Source organism: Candidatus Kryptoniota bacterium (genome assembly GCA_036567965.1).
Classification (GTDB): domain Bacteria; phylum Bacteroidota; class Ignavibacteria; order Kryptoniales; family JAKASW01; genus JAKASW01.
Genome location: DATCTN010000021.1, coordinates 107,027 through 133,063, shown reverse-complemented (window position 1 = coordinate 133,063; position 26,037 = coordinate 107,027). Strand labels below are relative to the sequence as shown.

The window sequence follows — 26,037 nt, the reverse complement described above, 5'->3', positions numbered from 1 at the left end:
GTCGTTACCGTTCAGGACTCCCTTCATGGTGCATCAGACAAATTGATTTTAATTTTCCGGTGGAATATTTTAAAAAAGGATGAATGAACCTAACCTCCGGAGAATCGACCACGAAGTTGCGTTATTCAACGGAGTGGCACCCTGATCAAGCAGGACAGACTTAATCCCCGATGAGAATACTTCTGGTTGAAGACGAAAAGAAGGTAGCTTCTTTCATAAAGAAAGGGTTGGAGGAACAGGCCTACGCCGTCGACGTTGCTCACGACGGCCTGGAAGGCGAGTCGCTGGTTTCACAGGCAGATTATGACACTATCATCCTTGACATTCTCCTTCCGAAGCAGGACGGCATCACAACTTGCAGGAAGATCAGGCAAAGGAAGATCGACACGCCTATCCTGATGCTCACAGCATTAGGGGACACGGACGCAAAGGTTCGCGGACTGGATTCTGGCGCAGACGATTACCTGACGAAGCCGTTCCACTTCGAGGAGCTTCTTGCTCGTGTCCGGGCATTGCTGAGGAGAAAGAACCAGGACAAGTCGACGATTCTGCGGGTCGACGGGCTCACGCTCGACCCCGTCACTCGCAGAGTAGAACGCGACGGAAAGCAGATTCGTCTCACCATGAGAGAGTTCGCTCTCCTCGAATACCTCATGCGCAACAGCGGAAGGATCCTCTCTCGCACGCAGATCGCCCAGCATGTCTGGAATGTAAGCTTCGATATGGAATCAAACGTGATCGATGTATACGTAAAACTTCTCAGGCAAAAAGTGGACAAGGAGTTCAATCAGCAGCTTATACACACCATCGTGGGTGTCGGATACAACCTGAAGGCAGAAGATGAGAACGATTAGATCGAAGATAACGCTTCTTTACGTCTTGATCTTCGGTTTTACCCTGTCAATTTTCTCGGCAGCGTTGTACCTACTTTATGCAAGACAGAGCGCGCAGAATTTTGACTTGAACCTGAGCAACGATGCGCTCGCGATCGTGGATTTTGTAAAAGGTGACGGGCTGCTAGAGCAAGAGATAATCTCGAATTTGCTCCAGAGACCGGTCACGAGAGATTTCGGGACAAACCGATATGTACAGGTCATCTCGATTTCCGGAAACATTATCATCAAGTCCTCAAACCTCAAGCAGTCAACGCTCCCGGTCAGTATTCAGGTCTTGAATCTCGCGCTGAGTCAGCATCAGGTGTTTGAGACTCTCGACAAGAAATTTACGAAGGAACTTATCGGTTCCGGTAATCTGCGACTTGTGACGTATCCTGTGTTTGACAACGGGATACCCCGGTATCTTGTCCAGGTCGCTTCGAGCACCCAGCCGCTCGATGAGAGTCTTCTGGGATTGAGGATTTTGCTTTTCATCGCGGTCCCTCTGACGATTCTCGCGGCGGCACTCGGCGGTTTCTACATCGCGAAGAAAGCCTTCGACCCGATCGACAGAATCATCAGGACGGCTCAATCGATTTCGGCCGAACATCTCGACAAGAGACTCGAGGCAGGAAACGTCGACGATGAAGTGACCCGGCTTTCGAGAACCTTGAATGAAATGATAGACAGGATAGAGGGCGGATTCAAAATTCAAAAGCAATTTACCACGGACGCATCTCATGAGCTCAGGACCCCTCTGACGATTCTCCTCGGGGAAATTGAAGTCGCGCTGAAGAACCCGCGTACGCCGGAAGAGTACCAGGCGATATTGAGAAGCTCGGTCGAAGAAATAAGGCGAATCACCAACATTGTGGATGAGCTGTTAACGATTGCGCGGCTGGAGGGAGGACAGCTCCAACTGGCGATGAAGCCGTTGAGACTCGATGAACTCCTTCTTGACGCTGTTTCCAGGACATCGGCCTACGCATCTCAGCGATCGATCACAATAAATTTCGAGATCAGTACGGGATCTTCCGGAGAAGGTGAGGAGATTTTCGTGAACGGCGATCGCGACAAGCTCCTCAGCGTATTCATCAACCTTCTTGACAATGCGATCAAATATTCGCACGATAACAGCATGATAAGAGTTGTGGAGACTCTCGAGGAGAACCACGCCATCATAAAGATCGTCGACAGCGGAATCGGGATATCAGAGGAGGACCTGCCTCATGTATTCGATAGATTCTACAGGGCCGACAAATCACGGAGTGCCGAAGGGACGAGACGCGGTTCAGGCCTGGGGCTTTCAATTTCAAGATCGCTGATCGAAGCGCACGGGGGAAAAATGACGATACAGAGCCACGCTGGCGGGGGGACGGCGGTTGCAGTGAGTATGAGTGTCCTTCGCAACAATGAGCTCACTGAGAATCAGCGTGCGGACTCGTTCACGTGATATTTCTTCAAATCCGGGATAATGTCTTCATTCAAGGGCAATAAAAAAAGCGGCTCGCGCCGCTTCTGACAACCGCTGAAAATGATCCGCCGTTACACTTCCATGATTTCTTTTTCTTTCATCGCGAGGATGTCGTCCACCTGCTTGATGTACTTGTCGGTCAGTTTTTGAACCTCGGTCTCGCCCCGCTTCCTCTCATCTTCGGAGACGTGTTCATCCTTTTCTGCCTTCTTCAAATGTTCGTTCGAATCGCGTCGAATGTTCCTGATCGTTATACGCCCGTCCTCCGAAAACTTTTTTGCCACCTTCACAAGCTCCTTGCGTCTCTCTTCGGTCAACGGCGGCACCGGAAGACGCACTACTGTCCCGTCGTTCTGGGGAGTGAGTCCGATATTCGCGGCAAGGATCGCCTTCTCGATTTCGTGTGTCATGGATTTGTCCCAGGGCTGGACTGTTATCAGGTGGACGTCAGGAGTGCTTACTGTAGCGGTCTGCGCTATCGGCAGCTTCTGACCGTAGTAGTCTATCCGGATGTCGTCCAGAAGCGCCACGGTAGCTTTGCCCGATCTTAACTTCGCGAGCTCTTGCCGGGTGAATTCTACAGCTTTTTTCATTTTGTCTTCAGACTCGTGAATGATCTTATCTAACATAAAATCCTCCGAAATGATGAATAATGATTCAGACCTCGCGGACGATTGAGCCTATGCTTCCGCCTGTGACAAGCTTCTTCAAATTCCCGGGTATGGTCATGTTGAACACCACGATCGGAAGTTTGTTCTCTCTGCATAGTGTGATTGCCGTGAGATCCATTACCTTCAGATCCTTCTGAAGCACGTCCATATAGGAGATTTCAGAAAACCTTATCGCCTTCGGATTCTTCTCGGGATCGGAGTCGAAAACTCCGTCGACTCTCGTCCCTTTGATTATCACGTCTGCTCCGATCTCGACAGCACGAAGAGCTGCGGCTGTATCCGTCGTGAAGTACGGATTTCCAGTACCGGCGCCGAATATCACCACTCTTCCCTTCTCAAGATGCCGAATGGCGCGCCTGCGAATGAATGGCTCAGCGATTTGTTCCATTACGATCGCGCTCATCAAGCGTGTGTAGATTCCCTTTTTCTCAAGGGCATTCTGAAGCGCGAGAGAATTTACAACGGTTGCGAGCATTCCCATCTGGTCGCCCACAACTTTATCGACACCGTCGGCTGCCGCGGCGATTCCTCGATAGATGTTGCCGCCGCCAATCACAATTCCTACTTCCACACCGAGAGCGTGCACGCCGGAAACTTCATCCGCAAAGCGACCCAGTACCTCCGGGTCGATGCCGTATCCCTTCTCGCCCATTAGGGATTCACCGCTCAGCTTAAGCAGTATTCGCCGATATTTCAGGTCCACGCTCGCTCCTTTTTCAATTCTAATGAAATAATAATTACAAAAAAAGCTGCACTTTAAAGGAGGATAAGTGCAGCTTTCATAGCTGTTGCTGTCAATCCTTTTCGGACGACGGCTTCAAATTTAAAACCTCACTTGTTGCCATCAACACCGAGTTCAAATCTCTGAAATCTTCTTACCGAAATATTCTCACCTGTTTTCGCGGCCATGTCCGTGATCAGGTCCTTGACCATTTTCTGCGGTTCTTTGATAAACGCCTGTTCGAGGAGTACGACTTCCTGATAATACTTCTCAAGTCTTCCTTCGGCAATCTTGTCAGCGACTTCCGGGGTCTTTCCCTCGCTCGTTGCCTGATCCCGGTAATCACCGAGCTCCTTTTTCACGAGTTGCTCCGGGACTTCTTCTCTGCTGACCACCATAGGGTTCATTGCAGCAATTTGCATAGCGAGATCGCGGGCAAGCTGCCTGAACTCTTCTGTCCTCGCGACGAAATCGGTTTCGGAATTGATTTCAACCATTGCGCCGATACGGCCGCCGGCATGGATATACGATTCGATGACTCCCTGCTTTGCCTCGCGGCCGGCACGCTTTTCCGCCACCTGCGCGCCGTGGGCCCTGAGAATTTTTTTCGCCTGCTCTACGTCGCCATCCGCTTCCTGAAGAGCTTTCTTACAATCCATCATCCCCGCACCGGTGACTTCGCGGAGCGATTTTACCATTTCAGTCGTAATCTGCATTTTCAATTTCCGCTTTCTGCTTTGGCAGAGCTTCCGGCCGCGTCAGCCGACCGCTCCATCATCTCTTCAACTTTTCCATCTTTCGTGCGCTGAGTTCCCTCTATATACGCCTCAGTCAGCGCTTTCAACACGACCTCGATTGCCTTTACCGCGTCATCGTTAGATGGGATGACGTAGTCGATGGGATCCGGATCGCAGTTGGTATCAACCATCGCGAAGATGGGAATACCCAGTCGTTCTGCTTCTTTGACTGCAATATGTTCTTTCTTTATGTCGACGACAAAGATCGCGCCAGGGAGTTTGTTCATATCCCTGACACCCGATAACGTCCTTTCGAGTTTTTCTTTTTCTCTTTTGAGATGAAGGCCTTCTTTCTTAGTCAGGCTATCGATCGTATTGTCCGTCTCCATCTTTTCAATATGCTGCAATCGCCGCACGCTTTTGCGGATCGTGCTGAAATTCGTCAGCATACCTCCGAGCCATCGCTCCGTGACGTAATGGACGCCGGCTCGTTCTGCCTGCTGCTTGATTATGTCGCGCGCCTGTTTCTTTGTCCCCACCAGCAGGACTTTCTTTCCTTCTGCGGCAAGGTTCGCAACCGCTTCGCATGCATCGTCGATCAATCGCTGCGTCTGGCGGAGATCGATGATGTGGATGCCGTTACGCTCCATGAAAATGTATGGCTTCATTTTGGGATCCCAGCGGCGGGTCAGGTGTCCGAAATGGGCGCCCGATGAGAGAAGTGCTTCGATCGACACTCTAGACATTGTAGCTCCTTTGGTTTAATTCTTCTACCTCCGTCTTTTCCCCGCGGAATGGCGCCGACGGCGCCACACCACCGCGCGAATCGGGAGGTATGCTCTTTTGTTTTACTTGATTAACGCTTGGTCCACTGGAAGCGTTTGCGCGCTTTCTTGCGACCGTACTTCTTTCGCTCGACCATCCGGGGATCGCGCGTCAACACTCCTGCCGCACGCAGTCTCGGACGCAACTCTTCGCCTTCCTTCAGGAGTGCCCTCGCAATTGCAAGCTTCATTGCACCTGCCTGACCTGAAAGTCCTCCGCCTGCTACTATGGCGAACACATCATACTTTCCTTGTGACTCTGTCGCCTCGAAGGCCTTGAAGAGCTCGTTCTGAACAGACACGACCGGGAAATACTCGAAGTGAGGTTGGTTGTTCACAAATATCTTTCCCGACCCGGGAACCAGACGAACTCTGGCGGTCGAGGTCTTCCTTCTTCCAACTGCAGCCAGCTTGATTTGAACTGATGCCATTAAATCTCCTGATTATATCTCTAGCGTGGTAGGCTTCTGCGCCGAGTGCGGGTGTTCCGGACCGGAGTAGACTTTAAGTTTCGTAAACAATTGGGCTCCCAACCGGTTCTTTGGAAGCATCCCTTTCACCGCGTGCTCGATTACCGTCTCGGGTTTTCTCTGGATTAGTTCTTTATAACTGACATAAGTCGCGCCACCGGGGTATCCGGTATAATGGAAATAAACCTTTGTCTCGGATTTCTTCCCGCTCACTCTAACTTTTCCCGCGTTCACTACAACAACAAAATCCCCGGTGTCGTTGTGAGGAGTGAACCTGGATTTCGTTTTACCTCTCAGGAGCGACGCTATTTTTGTGGCCAGGCGCCCCAGAGTCTTTCCGTTCGCGTCGACAACGTACCACTTCTGCTCGACATCTTCTCTCTTGAAGCTCTTCGTTTTGTACTCAGCGGACAATTTTCTTTCTCCAACTTTTGACTTTTAATATAACAAAGTGGCGCAATTCAGTCAAGGTAACCCCAAAGCAGGTAGCGACTCACTTTCATAGGCTTCAGTCACCCCGTATGAGTGCCCCGTCAGGTAGCCCGGCAATCTCGCCGGTCCACGTAGATCAAGAGCAACGGAAATTTCAGGTTTTGTTTTTTCCGACGCACTTTTAAACATAAATTGATGAAAAAGGACGGTTATGGCGAAATGGTCTTGGAGAGGAAGGGTTCTGAGCAACACGCCGTCGCATACCGAGGCGTTACATATCCCCGGCGGAAACATAATCAGAGAGTTAGTGTTCGGTGCGAACGACGGCCTCGTGGCGGCGTTCGCGGTAGCTTCAGGAGTGAACGGCGCCGGCGTGAAGAGCAGTGTGATTCTTGTGGCAGGACTAGCCGAGCTTATCGGAGGTACAATATCGATGGCGCTCGGAGCATACCTCTCGACCAAATCACAAATAGAATATTATAAAGGTGAAATGAGCCGCGAAGGATATGAGGTCGATAAATTTCCCGATATTGAACGCGAAGAGATAAGGGAAATATACAGTGCAAAAGGATTCAAAGACGAAATGCTGGAGAAGATTGTTTCGCATATCACATCCGACAAGAAAAGATGGGTAGATATTATGATGCGGGAAGAGTTGGGCCTCTCTATGGATAATACCATTTCACCGACGAAGTCCGGGATTGCAACCGGGGGCGCGTACGCATTCGGCGCGTTGATGCCGATAATCCCTTACATGTTCATGCAGCCAGTGCCGGGTCTCACCCTGAGCATCGCGATAACTCTGAGTGTCCTTTTTGGTGTTGGTGCGGCAAAGACTGTCGTAACCGGAAAGAACTTTCTTCGCAGCGGGCTCGAAAGCATGGCAATCGGCGGACTTGCCGCGGCAGCCACCTACCTGGGCGGAAGATTATTTGCCGGGTGATTTTCTTTTTCTGATGAAGTAAACGACACTCCAAGTTCTTCGTCTGCCAAATATCCTTGCCGCGAAACCGAAACCTGCATTAAGCGCCAGGAAACCAAGACGTGAGAGAAGTTTCAAGTTCATGATGAACGGGCCTTCCGCGTCCACTGAGTCCGGGTCGATGATCTTCAATATCTCGGCGTACCGGTGGTAGATCCATTCAGAAGTCGGCGCAACCCTTCCGGAAAAATCCGTCCCTCCGATCAGTATCAGAACTCCATCGTATCGTCGCGAACAAACTTCATAAGTCTGTTCAAATAAATTTGGATCGCTTGAATATCGCGCGTATTGGTCAGACTGCAACCGAGCATGAATATCGCGTCGAATGACCGATCGTTGATCGGCATGTCAGCCGCATCACCGACAAAGAAGAGAGACGCAGGGTATTTCTCACGCCCCCGCAGAATGCCGACCCGACTGATGTCCAGACCGACAGATTGAAATCCGAGTCGACGCATCTGTTCCGTATAAAATCCCACTGCGCAACCGACATCAAGAACCGACGAGCCAGCCCTCACTCGCGCTTTCCTGAGAAGTACAGTCAGGAACTTACGGGTTGTCTTATTATGGTAGTAGACAAATTCCGATTTCTCATGGAACCTGTCATAACAATCACGCAGCTCGTTCTTAGTGATGACATTCGAGAGGAGGTTGTCGTCTCCGAATCTGTAAACCTTGTCGTCCCTTTCCTGGCTCATTCCAATCCCCCAATGCAAACAGCCACCGTCAAGTGCCGAATATCCGGTCCCCGGCGTCTCCTAGTCCGGGAAGGATGTATCCGTTTTTGTTTAACTCACGGTCGAGCACGGCCGCATAAATTCGTACTTCCGGATGATTCTTCTCGAGCAATCTCACTCCCTCCGGTGCCGCGACAACACAATTCAGCCTGATGTCGTTGGCTTCACGCTCTTTTAGATATTTGACCGCCTCCGAGGCGCTTCCTCCTGTCGCCAACATCGGATCGATCAGGATCACTTTGCTGCCCGAAAGATTCGGGGGGAACTTGGCATAGTAGTCCACCGGTTTCAGCGTCGTCTCGTCGCGATAAAGTCCGATGTGGCCGACCTTCGCGTTAGGAATGAAACTGAGATAGGCTTCAAGCATACCGAGACCGGCCCGAAGAACCGGCACCAGTATCACCTGATCTGATATCAAATGCCCGGTCGTCCTTTCCAACGGAGTGTCGATTGAGTGATTGACCAGTTTAAGGTCTTTCGTCACCTCATACACCATCAGCGATGCAAGTCTTCTCAAGACTATTCTGAAATCTTCGCTTGAGGTCGACTTGTCCCTTAGAATGGTAATGTCCCGTTTTATCAACGGATGATCGATTACAGTTAGATTGCTCATGGGGTCTTTCAAAATTAGTCGTTCATTCGGTGGGAAACCAGTTCTTATTAATCACATCGAGAGTCAAGATGTAACGCTACAAATTGTTGAAACCACTTCGAAGCGAATCGGACAGCTCTTTGATCGAATTGAATGAAAAGTCCGGAACAATGCCGAAGTGCTCGCTGTAGGAGTCGTTGAACTTCCCTGTTTTCACCAGTACGCTGACAAGTCCAGCCTCTGAGGCGCCTTTTATGTCGGACTCGATGTCATCTCCAATCATCGCGAAATCTGCGGACAGCCATCGCTCGCCGGCTTCGACCCTAATATCGTGGACTGCGAGATTGAAGAATTGCCTGGACGGTTTGCCGATGATTCTCGCCTGCTTGCCCGTGGCGTATTCGAGTGCCGCGACGAATGCACCGGCGTCTATTTGTAATCCCTGTGTCCCCCTGAAAAAGCGGTTCTTCTGAAGCGCGATCAGCTCTGCTCCGCCCATCAAAAGTCCGAAAATCTTGTTCAACTCCTCGAATGTCATTGCCCCGCTGATGTCGCCGACCACAACGTAATCGGGATGAGTTTCTGACTCGCTGATTCCTTCGAACTCCTCCATAAGCTCGTCGGCGACCGCGAAATAACATTTCACACCATCGAAGCTTCGCAGAAGTTCGGCAGCGGCGGAAGACGCAGTGAAGATTTCCCCCGGCCTTGCCTCAATTCCCATCTCACTCATTTTCCTGGCGATTTGATTCCTCGATTGGATCGTAGTATTCGACACAAATCGGAAGTGTTTGCCGCCCGAGTGAAGACCATGTACAAACTCGACCGCTCCCGGCAAAGCCGCGTCGCCCACGTAGAGTGTCCCATCAAGATCGACGAGCCAGCCTTTCACTTCATCAAGATTCTTCAACTGTACCTTTCAAATTGTTTTAGTGACTTCTTACGTTCAATGTAGCATTGAGGAAATGAAAATTCACGAAAAATTGGGACTGCTGATGTCTTTCTTGAGATTTAAAGGGGAAAAAGAAGAAGCCGGGAGCTATCCACCTTCTCCCGGCTGGCAAATCTTGAGCTCTCAGGAATGCTGAACTACATTCTCACTTACTTCAATTCACCACTCGCTTACCTGTCTCCCATAGAGCGTGAGCTGGCCGGTAACATGCATGGAGCTGTCCTGGATACCGTTGGGACCCATCATCGGCTCGTGACAGAAGTAACAATTCTGAGACGATGGTCCCTGATATACAGCGCCTTCATGAATTGATGTCGATGGAGCCGGATTCGACGCTGTACCATGACATGTCCCGCAAGCATCTTGATTCATGCCCACACTTGTCCAGGTAGGTGTGAAATTATTGCCGCCCTTGAAATTGCCGTGGCAATAAGTGTTCGAACATTGCAGAGTCTGCGGATTGAAAGAAGGAACCGGGCGAATCGTCGCCATTGTGCTGTCGTAATAACGTGACCCTGGTGTGTTTGTTTGTGTGACTGCCACATTTGAAAAAACGATCAAAGCCTTTCCGGTACCGGCAGGATGAACGCCCGGAGCCGCGCTTTGTGGCACGATATGACATGAAGAGCACTGGACAGAAGAAAGAAAGTCGCTACCGGCAAGGTGCGATTGGTGCGCTCCAACTCCAGCGGCCGAGGTCAGCGTGTCGCCTGCCAGATCCGAAGGCGGCGCCGGATTAAGGTTGCTTCCGTGACACGTGTTGCAGGAGAGAGGTCCGGACGCGCCGTCATGGCATTTGTAGCACGACTTCTGCGTCATCCCCCCTTTAAGATCAGTTCCGTGGCAGGATTCACATGTGCTCAAGTCGTATTTGTTTGTCTTGATGTACTTCCCATGAAAATTCGGAGAGGTAATCAGAGTCCAGCCAGCCGGATGAATGTCGCCGGTCGATTGGACAGGCGCGAGTGCGTTATTCTGCAGTTTGCTACAAGCTCCGAATGCCGCAGCGATCAGGATAGCTAGGAAGAATCTCAAACGGTTTTTCATTGTCAGTCTCCCGGTTTGCTGCCGTGGCAGTAGCCACAGAAGCCTATACCGGGTCTTCCACCCGGATGGGCGTTGGCATCGGTGTGGCATGTGTAACAAACGGATCCAGCATCTGTGTGCCAGTTCCCTTCAACATCGTGCATGAAGAAAGCTGGATGGGTTTTCGGATCGTTTCCTCGAATGCCGTCAGGATCGTTGTGGCAGGTTATGCACGTGGGATCGGCACCCTGCGAGTCGTGACAGCTCGCGCAACTCTCGATATCTTTTCGTGCGTACTGAGCATGTCTCCCGCCTCCGCTTCCGACCCCGAAAGTGATAAAATCTCCTCCATCATGCCACACCGGTTTGATGCGCTCGCCGTTTGCCTCGGACGAGTGGCACTGCACGCAGAAGGTCCTCTCGTCATGGCATGTGTAGCAGTTGCTCTCGCGCCCCTTAGCGTCGATGGAATGCGTGAATCTATAGTCCATCGGATGGACGCGTTCCTCGGTGGTATTCTTATGAGTCGTGAGAGGCGAAAGCGAGGGTGTAGACGGTACGTAAAGCTGGCCGGGAGTCAGATCCTTCGCCATGTTGGAGGCGTCATGGCATTCCTGACAAGACGTCGACGAGTGGCAAGATTTGCAATCGTTCTGTGGTCCGCTCGCATTCACAAAGTCCTTATGCTGCGTGCGGAAATCCGGTTGGCGGTGACTCGCCGGCACAAGTTTCGTAAGATCCTTGTGGCAGTTCTCGCAGGCACCGGGCGCAGCTACGACCGCATGCTCCACTTTTTTTACATCAACATTGGTCTCTCCCTGACCGTGGCATACCGTGCAGAGCTCCATTTTCGGGAGCGCATCGGGATCTTCAGACGAGTAGGCGACTTTATCCAATCCCTGGTGACAAGTCTCGCACTTCAACTTTAGGTCGCCTGCATGCTGTTTGTGGGAGAAGTAGACTTCACTTTTCGTCTGAACAAAATCCTGATAGGTTGTTGAATCCGACGAAGTGTGACAGAATGTGCAGCTTGTCGACGATTGATCGTGGCAAGTGTAGCACGTTTCCATCGTGGGCAGAAGGAAATCGGTCTCTTTCGAGCTGGACGTCACTGCGGTATGGCAATCTGCGCATGCGACGCCGACATCATTCACATGTTTACTGTGTGAGAACTTTATGAGTTTGGAATTATCGACCGCCGGCGCGTCCTTCGAAGCAATTAGATTGGAAATTGACAGAAGCGCGACCAGCCCGACGATTCCGAACGATCTGAAACTTTTCATGTGCACCTCCATCAACGAGCACCGAGATTGTCGAAGAAGTAGTAGTTCGCCCGCAGGTATCCCCTGAAATCGTTTTTGTAAACCGGATCCTGCAGATATTGTCCTTGAACATCGAGCGATAGAAGGTTAAACGGACGATAGGAAATCCCGAGCTCGCCGGTATAGAGTCGGTTCGTCGAGGAGAGGGATTGCAGAATCTTGTAGTCAGTTGCAGACGCTGAACCGATGAGCATCACCTTGCGATCGAGGAGCGGATAAATCAGCTGAGCGCTGAGTCCGTTCAGCTGTCCCGCGAAGCCGTCGTTATGCGAGAAGTTAAGAGAAAAAAGATAGATGTTCGTCCCGATCGTGAATTGGGTTGAATTGTCGCCCGCGTAAAAAATCTTGCTTATCGAGCCGAACGCACTCATATCTCTCGTAAACATGTACGTAAGTCCCGCATCATACTCGTCTGTACCACTATGGTCGAAAACTGAAAAGATTGAGTTGAAAGGCAGCCTCGAATCACGATGGAAATATTCGACATTTGCGGAGACGCTTATTGTGGGTGAATATCTGAACGATGCTTCCGTCCTGTTGAATTCGTCAAAGTTCAAATCGTAATCGAGCCTCAGGTAACCTGACACCTGCTGGTTGTAGTAGAACATATCGCCAGACACGAACTCACTTGCTACAGATGTCGGATCAATATAAACAAGTCTGCTGTCGTCAGGAGCGTTCAGAGTATCGCGTCTGACAGCCCAGTAGCTGTCTGGTTTGAAGTTCCTGTCAACATATGCGCCTCCTACACGAAAATTGTCGAACGGCGAGTAGTAGGCTTGGGCGCCGTAAAGCAAGTTGTCCTTCGGTGAGGAGTTCAAATTAAAGTTCTCATCAGTGGGAGGCAGCGCTCCACCGAACGCGGAGACAGTAATCTTATTGTCAAGGAACTTCGCATCCGCGCTCAGCCCGTCGAATGATGACACGCCCACTCTCTGGAATGTCGGCTGCCTTCCAAGTTTCAAAGTGAGGAAGTCGCCGATGTTTCGTCCCTCGATATAGAGATTGCCCGCACGGAGCCGAGGATCGCCAGGTTGACTCGTGATGAAATCGGTTGTACCGAGGAGGTATGTATGCAACTGATAATTCCCTTGCCCAAAATTAAGCTGCAGTGCTTCAAATCCGCGCAGGCTAAGCTTGGATGCGCCGGTCGTGTCGTATTGCTGGTATGAGTAGAAAGTCGTGACGAACCTGCCGCTCAACGTCTGCGCGCGGGCAGCATCAACAGAATAAATGCCACCAAGTGCGGCGAGAGATAAGAGAAGCAGTCGGGAGATCCGGCGGATTCCCCGATTTATTCCTGGGCGGTATGATCCACTCCTTGCGTCAGTGCAGTCCAGCTGTTCGGGCCCGCCGCAACCCGATCCGTTGCATACAGGACCGGGCATACCACGCCTCCTCGGGATCGTCAGTGATGATTCCTTCACAACCCACCTTCCTTTATGGAATGAAAAGAGTTACGCCTACTGCTTCGGCGCCGGATGAGCTATCTGCGCCCACATCTTCTTGAAATCAAAAGCCTTGAAGGTCGGGCTCTTTTTGTTGTGGCAGGTATCACAAAGTTTTTCCGCGCTGCCATCGGAAGCTGAAACCAGGTTAAGACCGGCTGCGACAGCTTTCTGTCGATCCTTCATCACAGCCATTGACATATAGTCTTTTCCGGGTCCGTGGCAGGATTCGCATTGCACACCGTCGTCTTTGCTGAACTTCGGTCCAAGCATAGATGCTTCGGCGTCATATCCGGTTTCATGACATTCGACACATTCTTTCGCATCGGACGCTTTACCTTTTATTCCCTTCGCATCCGCGATCTTCTGCGCCTCAGGAGTTGAAAGCACTTTCATTGCTTCGGCGTGTTTGCTCGCTTGCCATTTCTGGAACTGCTGTCCGTTCTTCTCGGTCTGGTGGCACATCTTACAAACTTGCACGCCGACGTATTGATGCTTGGTATCAGCTGCATAAGAAACGACCGACATCAGGAACATCGACATGATTACGAGTTTAAGGGTTCGCATAGCGCTAACTCCATTTTGTTAAGGTATTTATGTCTATAGATTTTCCTAAAGTTGCAACACAATTTCGTATAACGCAATCGGTGGAAATTAAATATGAACTGTTAATCAGACGCGCAGGATTCGCAGAAGACTCTCGTGGGCTCTTTCTCGAGTTCCTCGATGCCGATGAAAGCGGAGCACCGCATACAGAATCCGAAAGAGCCGCTGTGCAGTCGGTCCACTGCGAGCTCAAGTTCCTTGAACTCGGTCTCGCATTTCCTCGCAATCTCACATCTATAATCGGGTTCCCTTTCACATCGCTTGTTCTCCATGTCGCAAACGCTGCAAATATACTTTTCTCCACTCTCCAAATCTACAAGTTCAGACGGGTTCGCATACATCAATTCCAGAACACGGCTGATTCTCTTTTTGAGGGCAGACTCGAAATGGAGCCTTAGCTTGTCGCTAATTGCTGACGTCTGCTTCATCATCTCTCCTTTGGAGTGTTCCATTTTCCACAATTATGTCTTCGGAAACCTCGCTCTCAATCTTCAATCTCTCGAGCTCAAGGGGATGCTCTTCCAGCATTTCCTCTTCAGTGATGGTACCGAATAACCACGAGAGGTTCATGGGGTAAACATCAGGATTGAAAATAACGAAATACATATGCCACGCGACGATCGCGAGCGAAGCGAGGATGGCTTCGTAGTAATGAATGAGTGTCGCCGCGTCCAGACCGAGTTTCGTGAAGATACCGAGAGAAACATTATCGAACCAGAGGATCAGTCCGGTAGCTACCATCACAACCGTTCCCCAAACGAGTGCCCAATACTCAGCCTTCTCAATATAGCTGAACCGATCGAAGCGTGGCTTCTCCTTCCCGACGCCCAGATAATATTTCACGATCTGGGCGACATCCCTCGCGTCTTTCAGCTTCGGAACCATATTGCGAATAAACAACCGTCCTTCCTGCGTAAAAGATATATAAAATACATGAAAAAATGCAGTGGCGATAAGCACGATTGCACTGATCCTGTGCAGAAGACTGCGAAGTTCAATAACTCTTTCACCGCCGCCGCCAATATCGCGAATCATTCTCACCCACCATGAGTCAGGGAATTTCAGCATAAAGCCTGTGAACACGAGAAGAGTGAAACTTATGAGTAGCGCCCAATGCTGCATGCGCTCGCTTCGGTTCATCCTCAAGTAGAGTTTCGAACCGATTCGTTCATGATCTGCGGGATTCCTTCGCTCTTTGAGCTTCCTCTTTGATTTCTTGAAGAAATCGAATGTATTGTGGATCACCATCAGACCAATGATTCCGAAAATGAGAACCGCGTAAACTTGAGAAATCCAGTAAAGAAGCGGATCTTTCTTCGATTCGGGAAGAGTATGCACGGCCGCAGCCGCGAATTGTGCATCAGCTCCGGGATGACACTTGCCGCAAGTCGCTGCAAGGTTAGCCTTGTTTATCGGCGACGCGGGATCAGATGAAGGCCTGATATCATGTGCACCATGACAGCTGGCGCAGTTGGCAACAGTCGTAAGTCCGCCGGTCGTCGCCAGTCCATGGTAACTATCCATGTAACTCCCCACTGCATGACTGGGAAGTCCGTAACGCTGCGTCAGGTCCAGCGAGCCGTGACAGTTTGAACAAACCTGTACCACGTTACCGCCCGAGACACTCGACTGAGGATTGCTCTGTGCAAGTATCTGATGATCTCCATGGCAGTCAGTGCATACGGGCGCTCCGCTATTTCCTTCCGCCATCGCTTTGCCGTGGATACCTGCAAAGTACTTAGACCCTACGTTCTCATGACATCCTTTCTGGCCGCAGGTTGACGGAATATTGTTCCTGAAAACTTTTGAATTAGGATCGCCCGCCGGGAGCATGTCATGTGCGCCGTGACAGTCACTGCAGGTTGCGGCTTTCAAATTCCCTTTCGACAGTGCCTGAAGGTGAACGCTGTACTTGATACTCTGAAGGAATGCCGGAGATACTCCCACCAACTTAAGAACAGCATTGTTACCCAGGTGACAGTCGAGACAGATTTTTGGTTCATTTGCACGACTAACCGGCGAATTCGCGTCGGAAATCGAGTTAATGCTGTGCTCGTTGTGACAGTCCGTGCAGACAGGCGCTAGTGCCAGACCCGCAACAAAAGCCTTTCCGTGAGAGGAGTTGAGATAGTGCGTCTTCACATCTGCATGGCATCTCCCGCAAGTCGAGACAATATTAGATCTGGATACAGGAGATTGAGGATCATTTGCCGGCCTGATTAGGTGCGATCCATGACAGTCGACGCATGTGGCTCCCTTGCCAATCTTGCCAAGCGACTCAACGTGTATACTGTGCTGGTAAGACTGGACCAGGCTGGTAAGGTCCTGACCATTGTGCGAGTTTACGCCACGGAAAAGTTCCTTATCAGTATGACATCTGAAACACGCATTTCGCGAAATAGAGAGTCTTGATACGGTGGCATCGTGAGGTGAATGGCATGTTGTGCAAGAAAGAGTTCCCTTCTCAAAAACTCCTTCATGAATTCCTCCCTTTAATTCTTCTCTCTCTTCTTTATGACATCGGGAGCAGAGCGTGTCGCTCGTTAATCCTTTTAACGCGACTGAGATTCTGACATCGTGCGCCTTCTGGTGACAGGTCTCGCAGCCCGGAACTGGTTTTCCCGAAGTAACAATCGCATGCGGCGAACTTAAGAACTTTCTTTCAGCGGGATGACATGACAAGCAAGTCGAGCTGGAAGAGAGATTCTTTGCGGGTTGAATATCATGTTTGCCATGACAACTGTAGCACTCGACTGCACCGTGAGCCGATTTCGTGGGTGTGCCCGCACCGAACGAAATCCCATGACAAGTGTTGCAGTCAACAGGTGTGATGTCTTTCTTATGAGGAACGTTTGTCGGGTCGAATCCTGCGTGACAGTCGACGCACGTTTGATCTCCGTGAGTGGATGATTTGAAAGCCGAACTATCGACGTAAAGACTGATTGTCCTGCCGGCTTTGACCATAGTAAGAGTGCTGTCTGAATGACATGCAAGACAGTCATCGATGGATTGAGCGTCTGCGTTCGAAGAGAAGGCTCCAAGAATGCTGAAGATGGCACCCGCCAGGAGAACAACCGAGTTCTTCACCTGGCCGGCTCGCTTCTTTCCTTGATCGCAGTTTCGCACGAAATGCACAGTCTTGCAGTCAGGTTTGATTCGAGAACACGCAGCGGTATGTCATGTCTGCAAATTACGCATTGCCCGTAGGTACCTTTGTCGATCCGCTTCAACGCAAACAGTAGTTCGTTGACGTCAGCGCTGTCGAGTGAAGCTGCGTCCTGGACAATTTGTTGATTGGACTTACCAGCAATGGATTTCTGATTCCTCAACAGTGATTCTCTCACCTTATTGAGCACGAGTTCATTGAGCGTGACAAGCTCTTCCGGTTTCATCTGGCTTGTATACGATCAAGGAGTGTGCCGCATTGAAAATTTCTACACTCGAAAAAGAGTGAAAAACCATAGATATTCAAAGATTACGCGAGTAGATCGCGATTGCACGACATGTTGGTGTGGTCTTATGGCACATTATGCGATAACTTTCCACACGGATGAAAAAAGATCTGCTGCCAGAGTCCCGTTAAGTTCTCCGGCAGCAGGAGGAGGAGGAAAGAGGAAAAGCTGAGCTTCTACCTAAAACTTTTGGGCCGCCGAATCGTTGGCAGTGCCTTCCCCGAGCGAGTGGCATTTTTAGAAATCGGCAGCCCAAAACTCAATCCCGCAAAATAAACTTCCACAATAACCAGCCTGTTGAAGACTTTGATCGGAGTGACCGCAAGATTACTCTTCGACAACTTCGCCCTTCGACTTTCTCTTATCTGCTTTGAGATCTGCGGTCGCGCGCTTCAGGAGTGACGAGACCGCCCGACCGAGCTTCTTAAGATTAATGGGATGCTCCTCGAGGACGATGGAATTCTCATCGGCTTCCACTCCGGCTTCATCATACTGAAGTACGAGCAGAGTCGGCACTCTCTTTTTCAAATCTTCGAATAGATTTACTGTCTTGCTGAACTCACGCGTAGGCGCGAATACCATTACAGATATTTCTTCTGTCTCCGGTTTCCCATTCGGCACCAAGCTGACGCTGAAGCCTTCCTTTGAAAGGAACTTCTCAAGAAGTTCGGCCAGGGCCGATTCGTCCGTCATAATTCCGACAATGGGGTCAGATTTCCTGGTCTTCATCTTTTCTCTCTTAGTCAATAGCCGTGCCGGTTCTAATGATTGAGCAAAAGGTTGAAAAACCGAGTGTGATACAAACAAAATCATGCGGGTCGATGCTCAAAAAGTCTGCGCTGCGACATTTTACCATGAACCTCGGTGGAAATATACCGCAGAAGATGTAGAATGGCTTGAGAAATGGGCCCGAAATGGGGAGTCAGACCGGCAGGTAGATTGCAAATTAGAGCTGGGTTTGTAAACTTATTCATGACAACCGGACATCTTCAAAATGTTTAGCACGCTTCGAGCCAAAGTTGCAGCAGGATTCACGGTCCTTGTCGTTATCAACGTCGTTGTCAGCGTGTGGTCGATTTATAATTTCAATCAGCTGACACAAGCGATCACGACTCTGGTGAAACAGAATTACCAGAATGTCATTGCGGTCCAGAACATGGTGGTCGCTCTCGAGCGGGACAACAGCTCACAACTGGTAATGTTGAATGGCAGTCTCGATGTAGGATACGATGATTTCACGAACAACCACACGGATTTTTTCGTGTGGTTCAGGCAGGCTCAGGAGAGGTCGAATGCTTCGGATCGCGCGATAGACATACTTAAAGATATAGAGGCGAACTACAAGAAGTATTCGGATGCCACGGACATTCTGTACGGGCTCGTCATTACACGCAGTCACTTATACGCGCAACAATACCACAGCAGAACTATTCTACCCATCTTCGACAGGATCAAGGGAGACTGCTCTCAGCTTCTCGACATGAACAATAACGCCATGGTACAGACTGACACAAAGGCGGGAGACATCTCTACTCAGGCAACGGTCGCAGTAGTGGGCGCGGCCCTTTTGGCAATCGTACTTAGCATAGTGGCAAGCTGGCAATTTTCTCAGTACATACTCGAGCCGGCGGAGAAGCTGACCGACACTGTAAGGAAACTCGGTAGGGGGCTGCTGGACGTCAGGGCAAATATCAGCTCCAACGATGAAATCGGCGAGTTGAGCCGCGAATTCAACAGGATGGCAGAGCGCCTGTCGAAATATGAAGAGATCAATATCGAAAAACTGATCTCCGAAAAGAAAAAATCCGAGGCGATAGTAGGGACAATCTCCGATCCGATCATTGTAGTGGACAGCGAGCGGAACGTGGTCCTGATGAACCAGCTAGCTGAAGAGCTTTTTGACGTATCCGAGGAAGCGTCAGCAGGAAAAGCTTTTCAAAATGTCGTGCGCAACAAAGACCTGCAGAACTATGTCAGCCGGTGCATCGGAGGCGAGTCACTTAAGAATATCCCTCCGTATTTTGAAATGTCGTTCGGCGGAGAAGAAAGATATTTCCGGATCAAGCTGAACTCCTCCAAGGACAAGACCGGAAGTGTAACCGGCGTTATTCTCATTTTGCAGGACGTGACCCAATTCAAAGAACTCGACAAGATGAAGTCTGAGTTTCTCGCCCGCGTGTCGCACGAGTTCAGGACCCCCCTGACTTCAATCAATATGACGCTCGATATATTAAAAGAAGAACACGTCGGCCGGGTGAACAAGGGTCAAAGAGAACTTCTTGCTGCAGCAAAGGAAGACGCTGAAAGGCTCACAAAGCTGGTGAGAGAGCTTCTCCAGCTTTCCCGCCTGGAATCGGGCAGGACTCAAATCAAGCAGGATCGTATCGACGTGAAGTCCCTTGTAGATTTTTCAGTCCAGCCGGTGCTGCTGCAATTCAAGGACAAGAATGTGAGACTCACGTTGAACATTGATGAGGCCATCCCGGAATTCGTTGCAGACTTTCAGCAGTTATCATGGGTGATATCGAATCTGGTAACTAATGCCCTGCGATTCACAGACTCGGGCGGCAGCGTTACCATTGACGCCACAACGAACGGAGACGATCTACTTGTTGCGGTTCGAGACACAGGGTGCGGAATAGAGGAGGATGAATTGCAGAAAGTCTTCGATAAATTCGTACAGCTCAGGGACTCCGCAAATCCGTCGCCCGGCTCGGTCGGACTCGGACTATCAATTGCCAAGGAGATTGTCGAACTTTATGGCGGGCGGATAGGAGTTGAGAGCAAAGTTGGTATCGGCAGTGTGTTCACTTTTTCTATTCCCATCAAGAACAGGGTTTCCAGCGAGAAAGAGATACCCGCATGAGCGCTAGAGTACTTCTAGTCGACGACGAACACAATATTCTTCGTACTATGAAGATTTGTCTCGAGTCTATAGGGCTTGAAGTCACGGCGTTGTCGAAGCCGGACGAAGCACTTCGAGTCGCGGCGCAGAAACAATTCGATATCGGGTTCTTCGATTTGAAAATGTATCCGATGGACGGACTGCATCTCCTCAACGAGGTCAAAAAATTCTGTCCGGACATAATCGCAGTGATCGTGACGGCACACGGCTCAGTCGACACTGCCGTGCAGGCAATAAAGCAGGGAGCGTACGACTACCTTCAGAAACCTTTCGACTTTCAGGAGCTGCAGCATTTCGCTCAAAAAGTCTTCGAACATTTCAAGCTCCAGAAGGAACTGAAGGACCTTCAGCAGAAACTGATGGAATACGAAGCCGCTGAAGACATCGTGACGATCAATCCGCAAATGCTTTCCGTCCTTAACCTGGCTCGCGAAATCGCAAACACGAACATCAGCGTTTTGATCGAAGGTGAGAGCGGGACGGGCAAGGAGCTCTTCGCGAAATTCATACACAAATCAAGTTCAAGATGTTCTGCGCCTTTCATGACGGTAAATTGCGCAGCGCTCTCAGAAAGCCTTCTCGAGAGCGAATTGTTCGGCCATGTCAAAGGTTCGTTTACAGGTGCCGTGAAAGACCGGCAGGGTCGGTTTGAAATGGCAGACGGCGGGACTGTGTTTCTCGACGAGATAACGGAAATCCCGACGACGACACAGGCGAAGCTCCTTCGCTTCCTGCAGAGCCGCGAGTTCGAGCGCGTCGGTGATTCACAGACGATGAAAGTAGACGTTCGATTCATCGCTGCGACAAACCGAGACCTCAAGGAAGCACTGGCAGGCGGAAGGTTCAGAGACGACCTGTACTACCGGGTAAACGGCGTGACAATGAGGCTCCCGCCGTTGCGGGAACGGCCCGATGATATTCCCGTCCTCATCAAACACTTCATCAAGAAATTTGGCGGCGATTCTATTCCCGAGATAGGTCCGGAAGCGTTCAGACTCCTCACAGATTACCAGTGGCCCGGAAACATCCGTCAGCTCGAAAATGTCATCGAGAGGGCGGTTCTCCTGGCTCACGGGAAGAAAATTGAGATGTTCCATCTCCCAGACGAGCTCAGCAGGGAGGAATCCAAACGGCTCATCTCACTTGAGGAAATGGAGAAGGACTACATCGCGCGCGTTATCCACGAGACCGCGACTGTTGAGGAAGCCTCGAGAGTTCTGGGAATAGATCCTGCCACTCTCTGGCGAAAGCGGAAAAAGTACGGGCTCTGAGCAGTCAGTCCGAGTCCGCCTGACACGCCGTTATGAAAGTGAACGCGTAGGCGGAAAAAGCATCAGATGTTGGCAGAAGTGTCAGGACATGTCTTCCGTAAGCGGCGTTCATAGTGAGAGAATACATCCTCGCGCTTTCGACTACGATAAACGTTCGCCCGGAACTATCGACTTGCACATCGTCTCCCCGGGCGTCGGGCAGTAAAGGTTTCCCGTCCTGCAAAATGTAAACGGTAAGTGGATCAGCGGATTTTAGAAACGAGGCATCAGTCCTGATCACAAGTTCCGCTCCTTTCGCAATGTAGTTTATTGTGAGAGAGCCTTCGCCAGGCTTCCCGGCATATCGTACGTATTGGTTCTCAACATCCCACTTCCCCGTCAAGTAACATTTGTCTTCGGCAATCGAGGCGGGTGCAGAATATTCGTAATCATGTTCGCGCTCTGAACTCGATGTGTTCGCAATTGTGCCTCGTTCGTAACCGAGATAAGTCTCCGCAGTTGTCCTGTAACAGCAGGCCCCTGGCGTGTCGGTTGGGCGAACCGGTCCCATGACAGGTGGGAGAACGACTTTGGGATTAATATCGCGCAGGAGTCTCTGTATCGTTTCCTCCGTCGCGCCATAGTTTCCTTCGCCGAAGTGGACAGAGCGAAGTACGCCTTCCGAGTCGAATATGTACTCCGCGGGCCAATACCTGTTGCCGAATTCATTCCATATTTGAAAATCATTATCCATTACTACGGGATACCGGATTCCAAATTGACAAATCGCGTTCAATATGTTCTCCTTTTGTTTCGCAAATTCAAATTCCGGTGAATGGACTCCGATGATTACAAGGCCAAGTTTTTCGTATCGTGCGTACCATTCCTTCAGGTAAGGAAGCGTTTGAATACAATTGACGCATGTGTAATCCCAGAAATCGATCAGGACGATTTTTTCCTTGAGGTTTAGAGTGTCGCCGTATGTGTTGAACCAATATTTGTCGCTCACCCCAGGGAAAGTGGGCATCAAGACATGCAAGCTCCTCACGTCTTCATCCTGTTCCACAGGGTTGCGGTACATATCTGACATCCCGAGTCCGCAGCCGGAGAGGAGATTCCCGACCACAATCAAAAAGAGAAACATCCAGGGAATTTCCTGAGGAAGCACATTTCTGGTATTTCTCATGAGCTGTTTCTGCATGTTGATAATATCATGACATCCTAATCAACAAGTCATTAAGGACCAAAGATTCCGCGCCAGGTAGGTAATTGTAATTTTGCAATGAAAGAGAAGATCAGTTGGGAACGGGACTCACTTCACGTCAGAGCCGCGGCCAGGAAGCCGTGGAACACTAGAGGAACTAAGCGTCACAATCGTTTTCTTCGGGGCGACAAACCGTCCCTCGTTCAACCCACGATCCCTACGGGATTACGAACTCGTGTTCATGCGGTCGGATGGTGAGCACCGGGCATGGGGCCTTGCGGACGACCTTGTCGGCGGTACTTCCGAAGAGAACATGGTCCATTCCCGTTCTTCCGTGAGACGAAATCACAATGAGGTCGATGTTTTCCGATCGCGCGACCTCCACGATTTCAATAAATGGTTTTCCGATTCTTATCATCGACGAGGATTTCACTCCGGCCGGTATTTCACGTTCTACCAGTTCAGCGAGTTGTTCCTCGCTGTGCTTCCTTATTTCCTCCTCCATGGCAGGAATGCTCACCTGACCGAAGCTGAAATCCGCCGGATACACGATCGGCTCAACGATGTGCAGCACGAGAAGTTCAGATTTAAACAGGTCAGCCAGTGTAATTGCATACCGCAGTGCGTGAAGAGAATAGTCGGAAAAATCCTGCGGCACGAGAATCTTCTTAAGATTGACGGTTGCCATAGTTTCTTCCACCCCCTCTTGTGTTGCTCCGCTTTTCCAGCTCGTCGCTAATGATGGCGAGCTGCTCGTTGGTAATTCGGAGACGAGTTCCAATAACTTCTCCCAGTTTAAACAGGATCTTCGTGCCGGCCTTGGGCGAACGATCGAGTAAATCGATCAGGTCGGGCCTGAAGAAGCCGATAATCTTTGAGTCGTGCTTCACCGAAGCAGTCGCGCTTCGAGGAGATTCGTCAAGGAGGGACAACTCTCCGAAGAAATCTCCCGTTTCGAGCAACGCGAGCACTTTCGGGCTGCCGTTTGGCCCCGCAATAACGATTTCGACCTCTCCTTCCTCGATCACATACATCCCGAGGCCCGGATCTCCCTTGCTGAATACGAGTTCACCGGCAGTGTACTCTCGCTTGTGAACGATGGCCGCGAGCTTGGTCAGTTCGCGCCTGTCAAGCTGTGAAAAGATAGGGACTTTCGATAAAAGTGTCTCTACCGTCTTGTCCTCTTCTGCGTGTTGACGGAAGAAATTAAACCAGAGGCTATTCTTTTCCGATAATTGTTCTGTCATTTCCCGCGATGTTAGTCATAGACAAATGTCAGCCAATCGTGTTTGTCATTTCCTCTCTTTACGATGTCGAAGAATTGACTTTGCATCTCGCGAGTAATAGGTCCTGGATTACCACTTCCAACTTTAATCTTGTCGACGGAACGGATGGGAGTCAATTCGGCTGCAGTTCCGGTGAAGAAGACTTCGTCCGCAGTGTAAAGGATCTCCCGCAGCATGACTTCCTCTTTGACTTCGATCCCCGATTCTCTCGCAAGCTGGATAATCGTGTTTCTTGTAACGCCGGGAAGAATTGCGGAATAGATCGGAGTCGTATACATAACCCCGTCGCTGATTACGAAAATATTCTCACCGCTTCCTTCGCTGATATAACCATTCGCATCGAGAGCAATGCCCTCGGTGTACCCATTCGCGATCGCCTCGAGTTTGATCAACTGCGAGTTCATGTAGTTGCCGCCGGTCTTTGCCATAGTCGGGAAACTATCAGCCATAGGTCGCCGCCAGCTTGAAACGCAAACGTCGATTCCCTGCTCCAACGCACCGCTCCCGAGATATTGGCCCCAATCCCATACTGCTATCACCAGATCGATGGGGGAATTAAGGGGATTGACGCCGACCTCACCGTAGCCGCGGAATGCAACGGGGCGGATGTAACACGCCTCCATCTTGTTCGCGCGGATTGTGTCCATTACACCCTGGACGACTTGCTCGCGTGTATAAGGAGTCTCAGTGCGGTAGATCTTCAGCGAATTCTCGAATCGCTTCAGGTGATCGTTCAACCTGAATACTGCCGTTCCTTTTTCAGTCTTGTAACAACGAATACCTTCGAACCAGCTTGATCCGTAATGGACGACGTGTGCAAGCACATGAATCTTCGCATCGTCCCAGTTGACCAGTTTCCCGTTCATCCATATCTTCTCGACTTTCTTCACAGGCATCGATTCCTATCCTCCGATTTAGAAGTCTTTTTTATATATCCTATAAGTCTTGTATTTTCTCGCGTTAAGCAGTTCCGCGCTTCGGTTCATCATCAAGTTATCCTCAAGAACCCATGATGCTTCACCGTCTCTGTAGCCGAGTTTGATTGCCCGCTTGGCCGTCTCGTAGAAGAGGACTGCCGCGACTCCCGTCTGCTGATAGCTGTGGATCACCCCGAGGATTATTATTCTGATCCACTTTATATTCTTCTTCTTTGTGAGAAGATGGTACACCCCCGGAAGGAGTCTTCCCTTTTTATTAAACTTCAGAGCGTAGTTTATGTCGGGCAATGAAAGGGCGAACCCGATCGGTTTTCCTTTTACTTCAGCAAAGATGGCCAGATCCGGCACCACGATTTGTTTGAGATCTGCGGCAAGAAAATCGAATTCCTCGTCCGTCATCGGCACGAATCCCCAGTTTTTGCTCCACGCCTCGTTGTAAACGTCCTTGACTCTTTTAATTTCGTTGTCGAGGTCCTTCATGTTGATGCTGCGGAATGTAAGACCTTCCTTGTGGGTCACCATCCTCGTGACCCGTTCAAGCTTCTCAGAGAACACGTAATCCGCATTCACGTGATACGCGAAGAGATCCTTCTCCTTTTTCAATCCGTAACCGTCATAGAGGTCGAGATAATACTTCGGGTTATATGTCATCAGGATAAGCGGGCTGCTGTCGAACCCTTCGACAAGAAGACCGATCTCGTCATTCGTTGAAGGATTCATCGGTCCGCGCATCGATCGGAACCCTTTTTTCGCAATCCAGTCCTTCGCTGCGTCAAAAAGTGCGTTGGCAACACCCTGATCTTTTATTGACTCGAAGAAACCGAAGAAGCCGATCTTTTCATTCTGGAAGCTGTTATGATTCTCATTGATGATCGCCGCATTCCGGCCGACCACTTCGCCATCTCTCTTTGCGAGGAAGAGCTCGATCTCGGAATGTTTGTAGAACGGATTCTTTTTGGTATCGACCAGCTTCAACCTGTCCATGATGAGAGGCGGGACCCAGTTCGGATCGTTTCTGTAGATCTTCCAGGGCAGCTTGATGAAAGACATCAAGTCTTTTTTGGTGTGGACCGGTTCAATTCGGATATCGCTCATTCTTCCTTCTCCTCGTGCTACGGCAAATGAACTTTTAA

At 50.2% G+C, this 26,037-nt stretch carries 27 protein-coding genes; 5 read left to right on the top strand and 22 right to left on the bottom strand.

The window, feature by feature from the left end; genetic code table 11:
• Positions 1–170 precede the first annotated feature (170 nt).
• Together VIS48_08860 and VIS48_08855 are read left to right on the top strand one after the other, a co-directional pair.
• Positions 171–854 (top strand): response regulator transcription factor, encoded by a 684-nt coding sequence (locus VIS48_08860; protein ID HEY9166256.1) that lies wholly within the window; start codon positions 171–173, stop codon positions 852–854.
• Entirely contained in the window at positions 841–2,328 is a 1,488-nt protein-coding gene (locus tag VIS48_08855) for an ATP-binding protein (GenBank protein HEY9166255.1), read from the top strand. The genes VIS48_08860 and VIS48_08855 overlap by 14 nt, the downstream gene beginning before the upstream one ends.
• A gap of 92 nt (positions 2,329–2,420) precedes the next feature.
• Here VIS48_08855 and frr read toward each other — a convergent pair whose 3' ends face one another.
• The 6 genes from frr to rplM all read right to left on the bottom strand — a co-directional run bounded on the left by frr (position 2,421) and on the right by rplM (position 6,186).
• Positions 2,421–2,978, bottom strand: coding sequence for a ribosome recycling factor (gene frr / locus VIS48_08850; GenBank protein ID HEY9166254.1), 558 nt, complete (start codon positions 2,976–2,978; stop codon positions 2,421–2,423).
• Positions 2,979–3,006: 28 nt separating this feature from the next.
• Positions 3,007–3,717, bottom strand: coding sequence for a UMP kinase (gene pyrH, locus VIS48_08845; protein HEY9166253.1), 711 nt, complete (start codon positions 3,715–3,717; stop codon positions 3,007–3,009).
• A gap of 134 nt (positions 3,718–3,851) precedes the next feature.
• Positions 3,852–4,457, bottom strand: a complete 606-nt coding sequence (gene tsf / locus VIS48_08840; GenBank protein ID HEY9166252.1) for a translation elongation factor Ts — start codon at positions 4,455–4,457, stop codon at positions 3,852–3,854.
• 2 nt (positions 4,458–4,459) lie between these two features.
• Complete coding sequence (gene rpsB / locus VIS48_08835) at positions 4,460–5,224, bottom strand: 30S ribosomal protein S2 (GenBank protein ID HEY9166251.1); 765 nt, start codon at positions 5,222–5,224, stop codon at positions 4,460–4,462.
• Between the two features lie 110 nt (positions 5,225–5,334).
• Positions 5,335–5,733, bottom strand: a complete 399-nt coding sequence (gene rpsI, locus VIS48_08830; protein HEY9166250.1) for a 30S ribosomal protein S9 — start codon at positions 5,731–5,733, stop codon at positions 5,335–5,337.
• A gap of 12 nt (positions 5,734–5,745) precedes the next feature.
• Positions 5,746–6,186: a 50S ribosomal protein L13 gene (gene rplM / locus VIS48_08825; protein ID HEY9166249.1), complete on the bottom strand. Its 441-nt coding sequence runs from the start codon at positions 6,184–6,186 to the stop codon at positions 5,746–5,748.
• 229 nt (positions 6,187–6,415) lie between these two features.
• Here rplM and VIS48_08820 point away from each other — a divergent pair, with 229 nt between their 5' ends.
• The gene (locus VIS48_08820; protein HEY9166248.1) at positions 6,416–7,147 is read left to right on the top strand and encodes a VIT1/CCC1 transporter family protein; all 732 of its coding nucleotides are present in this window, start codon (positions 6,416–6,418) and stop codon (positions 7,145–7,147) included.
• A gap of 248 nt (positions 7,148–7,395) precedes the next feature.
• Here VIS48_08820 and VIS48_08815 read toward each other — a convergent pair whose 3' ends face one another.
• The 11 genes from VIS48_08815 to VIS48_08765 form a co-directional block, all read right to left on the bottom strand.
• Positions 7,396–7,884 carry a class I SAM-dependent methyltransferase gene (locus tag VIS48_08815; protein ID HEY9166247.1) on the bottom strand — a complete coding sequence of 163 codons (489 nt, stop codon included), beginning with the start codon at positions 7,882–7,884 and terminating at the stop codon, positions 7,396–7,398.
• A gap of 28 nt (positions 7,885–7,912) precedes the next feature.
• A complete protein-coding gene (upp, locus tag VIS48_08810) occupies positions 7,913–8,536 on the bottom strand; it encodes a uracil phosphoribosyltransferase (GenBank protein ID HEY9166246.1) in 624 nt (207 codons plus the stop codon).
• 76 nt (positions 8,537–8,612) lie between these two features.
• Positions 8,613–9,425: a TIGR01458 family HAD-type hydrolase gene (locus VIS48_08805; GenBank protein HEY9166245.1), complete on the bottom strand. Its 813-nt coding sequence runs from the start codon at positions 9,423–9,425 to the stop codon at positions 8,613–8,615.
• 201 nt (positions 9,426–9,626) lie between these two features.
• A complete protein-coding gene (locus VIS48_08800; GenBank protein ID HEY9166244.1) occupies positions 9,627–10,514 on the bottom strand; it encodes a CxxxxCH/CxxCH domain-containing protein in 888 nt (295 codons plus the stop codon).
• A 2-nt stretch (positions 10,515–10,516) separates the two neighbouring features.
• Positions 10,517–11,776: a cytochrome c3 family protein gene (locus VIS48_08795; protein ID HEY9166243.1), complete on the bottom strand. Its 1,260-nt coding sequence runs from the start codon at positions 11,774–11,776 to the stop codon at positions 10,517–10,519.
• Positions 11,777–11,787: 11 nt separating this feature from the next.
• Complete coding sequence (locus VIS48_08790) at positions 11,788–13,203, bottom strand: hypothetical protein (GenBank protein ID HEY9166242.1); 1,416 nt, start codon at positions 13,201–13,203, stop codon at positions 11,788–11,790.
• Positions 13,204–13,278: 75 nt separating this feature from the next.
• Positions 13,279–13,830, bottom strand: coding sequence for a cytochrome c family protein (locus tag VIS48_08785; protein ID HEY9166241.1), 552 nt, complete (start codon positions 13,828–13,830; stop codon positions 13,279–13,281).
• 101 nt (positions 13,831–13,931) lie between these two features.
• Complete coding sequence (locus VIS48_08780; protein ID HEY9166240.1) at positions 13,932–14,297, bottom strand: hypothetical protein; 366 nt, start codon at positions 14,295–14,297, stop codon at positions 13,932–13,934.
• The gene (locus VIS48_08775; protein ID HEY9166239.1) at positions 14,275–16,956 is read right to left on the bottom strand and encodes a cytochrome c3 family protein; all 2,682 of its coding nucleotides are present in this window, start codon (positions 16,954–16,956) and stop codon (positions 14,275–14,277) included. The genes VIS48_08780 and VIS48_08775 overlap by 23 nt, the downstream gene beginning before the upstream one ends.
• Entirely contained in the window at positions 16,953–17,261 is a 309-nt protein-coding gene (locus tag VIS48_08770; protein ID HEY9166238.1) for a hypothetical protein, read from the bottom strand. The genes VIS48_08775 and VIS48_08770 overlap by 4 nt, the downstream gene beginning before the upstream one ends.
• 387 nt (positions 17,262–17,648) lie before the next feature.
• Entirely contained in the window at positions 17,649–18,050 is a 402-nt protein-coding gene (locus VIS48_08765) for a hypothetical protein (protein ID HEY9166237.1), read from the bottom strand.
• 265 nt (positions 18,051–18,315) lie between these two features.
• Here VIS48_08765 and VIS48_08760 point away from each other — a divergent pair, with 265 nt between their 5' ends.
• Both VIS48_08760 and VIS48_08755 read left to right on the top strand, forming a co-directional pair.
• The gene (locus VIS48_08760; GenBank protein HEY9166236.1) at positions 18,316–20,187 is read left to right on the top strand and encodes an ATP-binding protein; all 1,872 of its coding nucleotides are present in this window, start codon (positions 18,316–18,318) and stop codon (positions 20,185–20,187) included.
• Entirely contained in the window at positions 20,184–21,497 is a 1,314-nt protein-coding gene (locus VIS48_08755; GenBank protein ID HEY9166235.1) for a sigma-54 dependent transcriptional regulator, read from the top strand. Before VIS48_08760 ends, VIS48_08755 begins: the two co-directional genes overlap by 4 nt.
• 4 nt (positions 21,498–21,501) lie before the next feature.
• Here the strand turns inward: VIS48_08755 and VIS48_08750 are convergent, their stop codons facing one another.
• From VIS48_08750 to VIS48_08730, 5 genes are all read right to left on the bottom strand, one after another.
• Positions 21,502–22,677 (bottom strand): redoxin domain-containing protein, encoded by a 1,176-nt coding sequence (locus tag VIS48_08750; GenBank protein ID HEY9166234.1) that lies wholly within the window; start codon positions 22,675–22,677, stop codon positions 21,502–21,504.
• 220 nt (positions 22,678–22,897) lie between these two features.
• Positions 22,898–23,368, bottom strand: coding sequence for a universal stress protein (locus VIS48_08745; protein HEY9166233.1), 471 nt, complete (start codon positions 23,366–23,368; stop codon positions 22,898–22,900).
• The gene (locus VIS48_08740) at positions 23,349–23,927 is read right to left on the bottom strand and encodes a cyclic nucleotide-binding domain-containing protein (protein HEY9166232.1); all 579 of its coding nucleotides are present in this window, start codon (positions 23,925–23,927) and stop codon (positions 23,349–23,351) included. Before VIS48_08740 ends, VIS48_08745 begins: the two co-directional genes overlap by 20 nt.
• A gap of 11 nt (positions 23,928–23,938) precedes the next feature.
• Positions 23,939–24,862: a branched-chain amino acid transaminase gene (locus VIS48_08735; GenBank protein ID HEY9166231.1), complete on the bottom strand. Its 924-nt coding sequence runs from the start codon at positions 24,860–24,862 to the stop codon at positions 23,939–23,941.
• An 18-nt stretch (positions 24,863–24,880) separates the two neighbouring features.
• The gene (locus VIS48_08730; GenBank protein HEY9166230.1) at positions 24,881–25,999 is read right to left on the bottom strand and encodes a hypothetical protein; all 1,119 of its coding nucleotides are present in this window, start codon (positions 25,997–25,999) and stop codon (positions 24,881–24,883) included.
• Between the last annotated feature and the right edge of the window lie 38 nt (positions 26,000–26,037).